We start from the raw sequence: 10,106 nt of genomic DNA on the forward strand, positions 1-10,106 counted from the left end.
TTATGAGTTGAGAAAATCCTCTGCTTTCTGAATATCGCCAGCATGGTCGACGTCAAGAATCTTTGAGAAAGGACGAGCTATCAAGTGGCAATTATCTGCTATCAAGCCTCGCTGAAAATTTCGCATACGACTCTGTCCCTCTTTCATACAACGATCAAGAGTTAGTAGGCATCTGTCCGTCAGTGCATAAATACCACCAGATATAAAACGGCAATCATCTCCTTTCACATCAAGAAAATCTATGATTTTCATCTGATTGTCTACTTCTACATAAAGTGGACATTCATCATCAATAAAATCTGTCACAGCCATCATACCATCACAAGAGGATGATTCAAAGGCTCGAATATATTCAGCAAATTCTTCTTCTCGGAAAATAGTGTCAACAGTTGTTAGACAAAAGTTTCCCTCTCGCAGATAAGGAGCAATTTCTGAGAAACTATGCATCGAACTCTGAGTGCTTTTTACAACAAGCCGGATATTACAAATTTTATCTGTTTCCATCAACTTGCGTATATGCTGCTCTGTCATCGGATTCAGCGTGTTGACAATGATGACAATCTCTTCAGCCTTGTTGAGTTGGAAGATGCGAATAAGGCGATCAATCATTGCCTCGCCGTTGATTTTCACCAACGGCTTTGGCAATGATATTCCTTCTTGCGCAAGACGGGAACCTTCTCCCGCTGCGATTATTGCATACCTCATTCTTGCCCTGTATTACTATTCTGATCAGAAGCGTTATTACTTGAGGGCATATCTGTTCTCTCGCGCGAAAAACGACGGGGACGCTCACCATCTTCACGTCTGTCTCGATACAGTTTTGGAAGCGGATTCTTTGTAGCTTCTTTGTATTTCTGCCGATTACGATAAATATCTATAGCAGAAAAGACTGCTTGACGAAAAGAATCTGGATTTGCTGTACCGGTGCCTGCTATATCGTACGCTGTCCCATGATCAGGAGAAGTTCTTACAAAAGGAAGCCCCGCCGTGAAGTTAACGCCATCATCCATCGAAAGTGCTTTGAAGGGTGCCAGGCCTTGATCGTGATACATAGCAAGAACACCGTCAAAATGCTGGTAGAGACCTGCACCAAAGAAACCATCTGCAGAATACGGCCCAAAGATGTGCTTACCTTCTCCCACCAGTTTTTCTATCACTGGCTTGATAATTTCACTTTCTTCTTTCCCAATGACTCCTGAATCACCGTTATGTGGATTCAAACCAAGAACAGCGATACGAGGCATTGAGAGAAGGAAATCATGACGCAAGGAATATTGAAACAGACGTAACTTCAATTCCACTAATTCAGGTGTAATCGCCTCCGCTACTTCGTGTACTGGGAGATGAGTCGTTACTAAAGCCACACGCATCAAACTATTCGTGAGAATCATAAGTGTGCCGTGTTCACTTCCTAAGCGTTCTTCTAAATATTCCGTATGACCCGAAAAATGGAAATTGCTACTCTGAATACTACTCTTATTGATAGGTGCCGTAACGAGTACGTCAATTTTACCTTCTTTCAACTCATCTGTAGCACGCTCTAAGGCTAAGAAAGCTGCATGCCCAGCTTCAGGATTAGAAGAACCGAATTCCACCTTCACTTCTTCATCAAAACAATTCACGAGATTGAGATGATTCGGACGAGCTTCTGCACCACTTTCAACAACGTGGTAGGTTACATCAGCTCCCACCGCTTTCTTGTGAAAAGAAGCTAGTTTTGCTGACCCATAAACAACTGGCGTACACAATTCAAGCATACCGCTATCAGCAAAGGTCTTAAAAATCAGTTCATAGCCCACACCGTTGGTGTCGCCATGTGTGATACCTACTTTGATTTTCGGCCTGGAATCGTCAAGTATATTACGAGAAACCTCAGCCTCAATATTTTTTTGTTCCATAAAGAAATTGCTATTTTTGATTCTTCTCTTCTTCTAGTTTTTTTGTAGTGAGTAGTCCACAAGCTGCAAAAATGTCTTGTCCTCTACTCGAACGAATGGTGGCAAAAACACCATGGTTAGTCAGATAGTCACGAAACTTGATCATGCGCTCGTCATTCACTCCACGCAACGACGTATCTGGAATATCATGGAAACGTATAAGGTTCATACGACAATCTAAGCCTCGAAGCAATTCTACAACTGCTTGCGCATGCTCTTTAGAGTCGTTAATACCATCGAACACGATGTATTCAAACGATAAGCGACGCTGTTTCGGTGCATCCCTACGAACTGGATCTTTCCTACAGAAGTCGTACTGGCGTAATACATTTATAACATCTGTAATACCGAAGGCTTGTTCCGCAGGCATCAATTTTAAACGCTCTGAAGGTATTGGATGATGAAGACTAATGGCTAAATTACACTGGCTTTCTTCTAAGAAGCGTACTAATCCTTTTGCCAATCCAACACTACTTACAGTGATACGCTTAGGACTCCAAGCATATCCCCATTCAGCCGTTAGAGCAGTTGTTGCACGAAGCACATTGTCTAAATTATCAAAGGGTTCCCCTTGTCCCATAAAGACTATGTTCGTCAACTTCTCACGCTCTGGAAGACTATATATTTGATTCAGTATATCTGCCGCAGACAAGGAAGCGGTCCAGCCTTGACGTCCCGTCATACAAAAGGCACAATGCATCTTACATCCCACCTGACAGGATACACACAGTGTAGCGCGATCTGCTGTAGGGATATATACTGTTTCAATATAATCTCCTTTGGCTGTTTGATAAAGATATTTAATTGTACCGTCTTTCGAGTATTGAGCATCAATAGGAGCGCGACTACCAATTTCGTAGTTGGCAGCCAAGCGTTCACGAGCGTTTTTAGACAGATTGGTCATCTGGTCAAAACTATTCACTTTATGCCCATAAATCCAACCTGCGAGTTGCTTTCCAACAAAAGCAGGTAAACCTAAGTCTGTAACTATTGTTTTCAGTTCCTCCAATGTTAACCCAAGAAGAACTGGTTTCATTGCTAATGACTCTGTCATTCGAGTATTCATTTGGGAGCGAAGTTACAAAAATATACGCAAATACTTTATCTTGTAGAGCAAAAAGGAAAAAGAAGGAAACGTATCATTCATTTCTTTTTGACAAATGTTATATCTTTGCAAATATGAAAAGAAAAATCTTGTTTATCTGTCTTGGCAACATCTGTCGATCTGCCACTGCAGAAGAAGTACTGAGGGTAAAAGCAAAGAAAGCTGGCATAGATATCTTTGTTGACTCTGCTGGCATTATTGATTATCATGAGGGAGAGCTTCCCGACTCACGAATGAGGGCGCATGCTGCTCGACGAGGGTATCAACTAACACACCACTCTAGGCCTGTCCGTACTAAGGACTTCGACAATTTTGATATCATCATAGCAATGGATGAAAACAATGTGAGAAGCCTTGAAAAACTTGTGCGTAATGATGCTGATCGGGACAAAATATATCGTGCCACGGCATTTATTTCTCAATACGACACACTGAATATTCCCGACCCATATTATGGAGGGCCAGAAGATTTTGAATGGGCGATAGACTTGATAGAAGATTGTTGTGACGGAATAATCAAGTCAATACAATAAATAAAAAGAACCACTTCTCGGCAAGAAGTAGTTCTTTTTTTACATTCTGTTAAAACTCAAATTATCTTGTATAGAGTAACCAAGCTCCAGCATATTTTCCACGCAATTCGCCACGTGATTGCATCGCACTATTTTTATCGTTGAAAGAACTAGCGATAACACGATACCATCCTGTCTGGCCATTGATTGTTTCATTGGTCTTAACCACGCGAGAATCATACCCCCCATTTGCTAACTGCTCCTTAAGACTAAGTGCGTTTGTTTGATTTACAAAACTACCCACTACTACGCTGTATGTCTTCAGCGGATTACCACTCACAACAGTCAACGGACCATTGATAGTGCGCACGTCAGGATCATTTACTGTAGCGTTTGAATTCTGCGTAGGAGTAACAGGGGTTACTGTCACATCATGGTTTACAGGAGCTACGGCTACTGTATTATCGTCAGTAGTCTGAGCTGCTGTAGCTTGGTTGTAAGCTTGTTGCCAAGCACTTTCTTTTGATTTACAAGATGTCAATGCCGTAGCAAAGCATACCGCAAGAGCCAAAAACAGAGTTTTCTTCATTTATAGATATATTTTGTTAGTATTTTTATAAAAGGGGGTCGTTTACAAACCTCATATTTACATTTTGATTTTGCAAAAATACAATTCTAAAACTGTATTTTCAAGTTTTTAGTACGTTAAACTACATTAAAGTATATCATTCCTCAAAAATATAACTCGTTTTTTTGATTCAATTTGTCGAAAAAGCCTTATCTTCGCCCTATCAAACATTTTAATATTTCTAAATATGAAAGGTTTAAGTATTCTTGTATCATTTTTGGGCGGTGCTGCTGTAGGTGCAGCAGTAGGCCTTTTATTGGCACCAGAGAAAGGTGCTGATACGCGTAAAAAACTTTTAGATCAGGGCACAAAGATTGCAGATCGCGTTAACGAGACTTTGAAGCGTAATGGCATAAAGCTCAGTCGTGAAGACATGGAAGGAATGGTCGACGACATTGCAGAAGAACTCAAACCTGTTAACGAGTAAAATGCAGAGAAATAGGGAGAGGGTGTCTATAATGGACATCTTCTTCCTTTTATAAATCATTTTTACTTGCAATGTTATCATCCGACCAGAACATACAGACCATCCGTGAATTAGTCCTAAATCTGAAAGAATACGCTGAGTTCAAAGCCGAATCTGTTCAGATTGGAATCATCCGTAAGTTGTCCATCCTCATAACAGCGCTTATCGTGGGAGGTTTAGCTTTCGTATTTGTCGCCATTATTATTTTTTTTCTTTCCGGAACTTTGGCGTTGGCATTGGCTCCCCATGTTGGCGGAACAGCTATATCTTGCTTAATTGTGGCCGCTTGCTATCTACTTTTAGGATGCCTAATTTATGCAAAGCGAACAGCTTGGATTCTCAACCCCATTGCTAATTTTATAGGAGAATTATTTCTTAAATCTGATGAATCAATAAAAGAAAAATTAGATGGCACAGAATAAATTCGATTTCGAAAAGCTTCGCATACGCCAATTGGAGTTGGAAAAGAAAATGCAAAAAAAGCGTGAAGATATTCAGCAAAACTTCTCAACTCTCTTTGCTCCACCTCCTCCAAGCCACAATATGATTGAAAATTTAATAAACAAGGCACAACAAACTGCAGCTATTGTAGACGGTGTCTTGTTTGGCTACAAAATATTTAAAAGCTTCAGAAAAATATTTCCGCGTTCTCGTAAAAAATAGACTTGCAAGAAAAACTTGTAAGCCTATTTTTTTGTTCAAGATTGCACTACCTCTAATAAAAAACAGAAGTATGCCCTCTCATGATCTAAAAAAAATGAAAATCAGCTAATAACTAACATTTTTCAACACTTTAGAGCAAACTCAAAAAGTCCTTATTGTGTCAACTGACACAATAAGGCTGTCAGCTGACAGCCTTATTGTATTTTCAAATTTCCTTATTGTAATTTTCGAGAGAATTATCCTTATCGCTACTAGCTTTTTCGCATCAGTCAGCAGACGAATGAAATACACTTAAAAAGTTTTTGGGATAAGGAGTTTCAAAACGGAGAGGTTCGCCTGTAATAGGATGGAAAAAATTTAGACGAAAAGCGTGAAGAGCTAAACGACCTATAGGATCATCACCATTACCATATTTTATGTCGCCACATACAGGATGATTCAAATCCTTCATATGCACACGAATCTGATTCTTACGCCCTGTCTCCAATTTTAGGTCTACCAGAGAATATCTATCTGCGGCCTTTATAGTCTTGAAATGTGTGACAGCATACTTACCACCATTGTCGGTTTCTGAAGAATAAGTGAAATAGGCCTTATTGTCCTTTAGCCAACTTCTAACAACGCCTTCTTTTTCTTCCATGCGTCCAGAAACTAAAGCCACATAACGGCGGTCGGTAACAATGCTTTGCCAATTATTTTCTAATATTTGCTCTGCACGCTGCGTCTTAGCATAAACTAAAAGCCCAGAAGTGTCGCGATCCAAACGATGGACAACATGCGCTGTACACTTTTGATGAGTCCTGCGAAAGTATTCATCCAAAATTGTTTTCACACAATAGGGATGATTCATCGATGCCATTGAAAGTATACCAATAGCTTTCTCTATAACAATGATTTGAGAGTCTTCGTAAACAATGCGTACAAATTTACTCGATAGCTCATTCTTTGGCTTACGACGACTAATTTCCACACGCATTCCTGGCTGCAACTCATAATCAAATTGTTTTACAACCGCACAATCCACTCTTACTCCTCCACCTGTCATAATGGATTTAGCCTTATTCCTGCTAATGCCAGTCAAGCAGTGTTGAATAAAGGGTAAAAGTGTTGTAGCTGTTTTTACAACAAAACTTGTAAATAGTTGTTGGCTCTTATTCTGCATTTTCATTCATTTGGTTCGCGAAGTTATAACATTTTCAGCATTTCTTAAAGTCAGACGAAAAGAAAGTCCTATATTTGCTCAATATGATAGACCGCATATTAACCTTACTGAGAGACATAGCTGACATCATCCTACCTCGCCATTGCTGCATCTGTGGAAGAAGGCTCAAGGCAGAAGAAGAACAACTCTGCATAAAATGCTGGGCACTACTTCCATTTACAAACATACACGGAGAACAAGGAAATGGCATCGAGAGAATATTTTGGGGAAAAATTCCAATTGTCAGAGCAAATTCGTTCATACATTATCAGGCGAACAACTACACTATTCTTCCCATCTTACAACTCAAATATGCAAATAATGCAGAAATGGGGATTTACCTTGGACAATGTATGGCAGAAGATCTCATCGACTCTGAGTTTTTTACTGCTATTGACTATATTGTCCCCATACCTCTCTCGAGTAGCAGATTGAAAAAGAGAGGTTACAACCAAAGTGAGATGTTGGCCAAGGGTGTCTCTAAAATTACAGGAATACCAATAGCTACAGACTTAATCATTAGAAAAACTGACAACGCGACACAAACTCGATTGACGGCACAGCAAAGAGAAGAAAATGTGCAGAATATTTTTGAAATACAACGAAGAGAGGAAATAAGCGGGAAACATCTACTACTGATTGACGATGTGATTACAACTGGCGCAACAATACTCTCGTGTGCTCAGAAACTATGTGAAGTAGAAGGAGTTAGAATTAGTGTGCTTACTGCCTATGTTGCAGGTTCGCATCCTAAAGGAATTTCAAGCCATGCAAAATCTCAGGAAACCTACATTTAACAACATTTGCTTCGACACACCCCTACTTCCTACATCCATACTATTAGGAGTAGGAATACTGATTGGAGATATTGCTTTTCCACATATTCGTTCACAGCTTTTGCCACTTGCATGTATTGTCATCAGTCTCCTTTTATCGGCTATCTACTCTAAAAAAATAGCTCTTTTCTGCATTGGTTCTGCTCTAATTCTTTTTGGGGCTATGCGATTAAGTATTGATAGAATAGATGATATTCACGAATGGCCAAAAGAGAAACAAGCTTATATTGGTAGCATTCGTGAAGTGCCAAAAGAAAAGGAGAAAAGCTGGATTGCAGATGTATGGATAGGAAAAGAGAAAGTACGAGCAACACTATTAAAAGGTAAAAATCGGCCGCATTTGGGAGATAAAATCTTGCTTAATACGCAAATAAGACAGCCATACAACAATGGCAACCCAGGGGAATTTGATTATGCTACTTACCTTAGACGACAAGACTATAAAGGTGTTTGTTTTTGTTATGCAGATAATTGGGAAATATCAGAAACTGCAGAAAATTTATCTTTCCTTCAGAATGCTAGAGAAAAACTCATTCGGCAGTATAAAGATTATCTATATGGCGAGGATCTAGCAGTGATTGCTGCTATGACTCTTGGAGATAAGTCGCTACTAACTTCGGACACGAAAGATTTATTCTCAGAAACTGGGACCTCTCATATTCTGGCTCTTAGCGGCTTGCACTTAGGTATTCTTTTTATGCTTGTATTCTACCTACTTCGACATACAAGGAAACAATGGGCACGAGTGATTCTTACTACCATAACACTAATACTTATATGGATTTTCGTGGGGTTAGTGGGTGCACCAATGTCACTCTGCCGCGCTGCACTTATGTCCACAATAGGTCTTATAGCTGGATGCCTCCGACGAAATGTGACAGCTATCGACTGCCTATCACTGGCTGTCGTGACTATTTTGCTGCTTTATCCACAAGCACTCTTTGATATAGGTTTCCAACTATCAGTTTCAGCAGTTATAGGCATTGTCATAATAAGTCCTATATTGCCACATTTTCAATCCATAGAAAAATACAAAGTCCTAAAAGCCATCTACAAACTCCTCACCACTTCTCTATGTGCACAAATAGGAACAGCACCACTAATAGGCCTATACTTTCACATATTCCCAACGTATAGCATTATATCTAGTATTATAGTCATCCCTCTTGCTAGCATCATCTTATTAACCTCACTTCTATTCTTCGTCATCTCCTTTGCACAACCCTCTCTGGCTTTTTTACTACACACTTCTATAAGAATACTAAAACTTAGTCTTACATTTATCAACGATTTTCCCTACTCACATATAGATATATACCCTTCTATTTTTATAGTTGTCATTATATACCTACTCATTTATCAAATCTATTCATTCTTTCTTACTCATAGAGCGTGGAAAATATATGGAATAAGTTTTTATGTGACATTACTCTTCATCGGGACAATCATAAATGCGGAACAACACAAACTTTCTCCTAAAATCATAATATACAATCTATACAAGTGCCCTAATATACACTTCATAAGTAACAATCATCGCTCTCAAATATGGATATCCGATTCTGCAAAAAACAGTAAAAATCTCACATTCATCAAAAAAACGTTTTGGAAAGAATATCAATTAAATCCATATATTATAACAGCAAAAAGCAATACGAACGAAAATTATAGCTATTTCAACTTTAGTGGCAAAACGATTATTGTCCTACAAGAAAATATGTCATATAAAACTAATGGACAAATAAATGTGGATCTTCTCTATATCTGCAAAGGCTATAAACAACACCTCGATAATGCACTAAAACATATAACCCCCAAACTGATCATTATTGATAATTCTTTGTCGGACTTTTATCGTAATAGACTCATCAAAGAAGCACATAAAAAAGTCATAAAAGTCCATGATATCAAAAGGCAAGGAGCATGTATTCTGGACTTAGAAAGACAAAAATAAAAGTTTATAACAAAATAAAAAGAAATAATAGAACGTTATTTAAAAGAAAACATCCTATGTCATGAAAAAAATAGTAATAACATTCTTGATGGCAACTGCAGTAATTACTGTAAAAGCCCAAAACTTTCATTTTGGTATAAAGACAGGTATAAACCTCTCAAAAGAAACAAAAACAGAAGTAGAACGACAAGTTCAGGACTTTGATAAGGAGTTCCGCAAGGGATTTCATATTGGTGGAATCGTAACCTACTCCATAAATAAAAAATGGGAATTAGAAGGTAACCTCATGTATTCGCAACAAGGATACAAAGAACATCTATTTTCAATAGAAAACAATAGGACAATTTATTCTATTCGCAGCAATTATATCAACCTACCCATAGCAATAAAGTACTATCCCTTAGAACATTTATATATAGAAATGGGCCCCCAAATAGGTTTCCTTATTTCAAAAAAGCATAAGATACAAGGTGAAGGAAACATAACTAAATACATACCACTCAAACCTAACCATATTGATCTAAGCCTATTTTGCGGACTTGGCTATAAATTTTCTAACAATATCCTTTTAGAAGCACGTTATATCCATGGCCTAAATAACACATATAAAAATGTAACCCTCTCCCAAAATAGAAACATCCAATTCTCCATTGGATACCTCTTCTAAAATAATTGCCTTTCAATAAAACTTAGAAACGAATCTACAAGCCTCTGCCTGAAACACAAAAAAAAGAGACTCCCATCAGATTTTGCTCTGATAGGAGTCTCTTATTTGAAAAAAGGCGGCGACCTACTCTCCCGTCT

The 10,106-nt window shown here is 38.5% G+C and carries 12 protein-coding genes; 7 read left to right on the top strand and 5 right to left on the bottom strand.

Annotation, left to right across the window (positions count from 1 at the left end):
* From ABLA33_RS03700 to rlmN, 3 genes are read right to left on the bottom strand one after another with little or no spacing between them, the layout of a single operon-like run.
* Entirely contained in the window at nt 1-705 is a 705-nt protein-coding gene (locus tag ABLA33_RS03700; RefSeq protein ID WP_347719287.1) for an NTP transferase domain-containing protein, read from the bottom strand.
* Nucleotides 702-1,898, bottom strand: coding sequence for a 4-hydroxythreonine-4-phosphate dehydrogenase PdxA (pdxA, locus tag ABLA33_RS03705; RefSeq protein WP_347719288.1), 1,197 nt, complete (start codon nt 1,896-1,898; stop codon nt 702-704). Before pdxA ends, ABLA33_RS03700 begins: the two co-directional genes overlap by 4 nt.
* A 10-nt stretch (nt 1,899-1,908) precedes the next feature.
* A complete protein-coding gene (gene rlmN, locus ABLA33_RS03710; RefSeq protein WP_311490983.1) occupies nt 1,909-2,991 on the bottom strand; it encodes a 23S rRNA (adenine(2503)-C(2))-methyltransferase RlmN in 1,083 nt (360 codons plus the stop codon).
* A gap of 125 nt (nt 2,992-3,116) precedes the next feature.
* Here rlmN and ABLA33_RS03715 point away from each other — a divergent pair, with 125 nt between their 5' ends.
* Nucleotides 3,117-3,575, top strand: coding sequence for a low molecular weight protein-tyrosine-phosphatase (locus ABLA33_RS03715; protein ID WP_311490984.1), 459 nt, complete (start codon nt 3,117-3,119; stop codon nt 3,573-3,575).
* 61 nt (nt 3,576-3,636) lie between these two features.
* Here ABLA33_RS03715 and ABLA33_RS03720 read toward each other — a convergent pair whose 3' ends face one another.
* Nucleotides 3,637-4,143, bottom strand: coding sequence for an SPOR domain-containing protein (locus ABLA33_RS03720; RefSeq protein WP_347719289.1), 507 nt, complete (start codon nt 4,141-4,143; stop codon nt 3,637-3,639).
* 226 nt (nt 4,144-4,369) lie between these two features.
* Here ABLA33_RS03720 and ABLA33_RS03725 point away from each other — a divergent pair, with 226 nt between their 5' ends.
* The 3 genes from ABLA33_RS03725 (at nt 4,370) to ABLA33_RS03735 (ending at nt 5,311) form a co-directional block, all read left to right on the top strand.
* Nucleotides 4,370-4,609: a YtxH domain-containing protein gene (locus ABLA33_RS03725; RefSeq protein WP_311490986.1), complete on the top strand. Its 240-nt coding sequence runs from the start codon at nt 4,370-4,372 to the stop codon at nt 4,607-4,609.
* 71 nt (nt 4,610-4,680) lie between these two features.
* Nucleotides 4,681-5,070 (top strand): hypothetical protein, encoded by a 390-nt coding sequence (locus ABLA33_RS03730; RefSeq protein ID WP_347719290.1) that lies wholly within the window; start codon nt 4,681-4,683, stop codon nt 5,068-5,070.
* Nucleotides 5,057-5,311, top strand: coding sequence for a hypothetical protein (locus tag ABLA33_RS03735; RefSeq protein ID WP_347719291.1), 255 nt, complete (start codon nt 5,057-5,059; stop codon nt 5,309-5,311). Before ABLA33_RS03730 ends, ABLA33_RS03735 begins: the two co-directional genes overlap by 14 nt.
* A gap of 265 nt (nt 5,312-5,576) precedes the next feature.
* Here ABLA33_RS03735 and ABLA33_RS03740 read toward each other — a convergent pair whose 3' ends face one another.
* Nucleotides 5,577-6,479 (bottom strand): RluA family pseudouridine synthase, encoded by a 903-nt coding sequence (locus tag ABLA33_RS03740; RefSeq protein ID WP_347719292.1) that lies wholly within the window; start codon nt 6,477-6,479, stop codon nt 5,577-5,579.
* A gap of 77 nt (nt 6,480-6,556) precedes the next feature.
* On the opposite strand from ABLA33_RS03740, the gene ABLA33_RS03745 reads away from it, so the two are divergent.
* From ABLA33_RS03745 to ABLA33_RS03755, 3 genes are all read left to right on the top strand, one after another.
* Entirely contained in the window at nt 6,557-7,309 is a 753-nt protein-coding gene (locus tag ABLA33_RS03745; protein WP_347719293.1) for a phosphoribosyltransferase family protein, read from the top strand.
* Nucleotides 7,281-9,302, top strand: coding sequence for a ComEC/Rec2 family competence protein (locus tag ABLA33_RS03750; RefSeq protein ID WP_347719294.1), 2,022 nt, complete (start codon nt 7,281-7,283; stop codon nt 9,300-9,302). The genes ABLA33_RS03745 and ABLA33_RS03750 overlap by 29 nt, the downstream gene beginning before the upstream one ends.
* 61 nt (nt 9,303-9,363) lie before the next feature.
* A complete protein-coding gene (locus ABLA33_RS03755; protein WP_347719295.1) occupies nt 9,364-9,969 on the top strand; it encodes a porin family protein in 606 nt (201 codons plus the stop codon).
* The last annotated feature ends 137 nt before the right edge of the window (nt 9,970-10,106 follow it).

This window comes from uncultured Alloprevotella sp., assembly GCF_963536905.1.
GTDB lineage: Bacteria > Bacteroidota > Bacteroidia > Bacteroidales > Bacteroidaceae > Alloprevotella.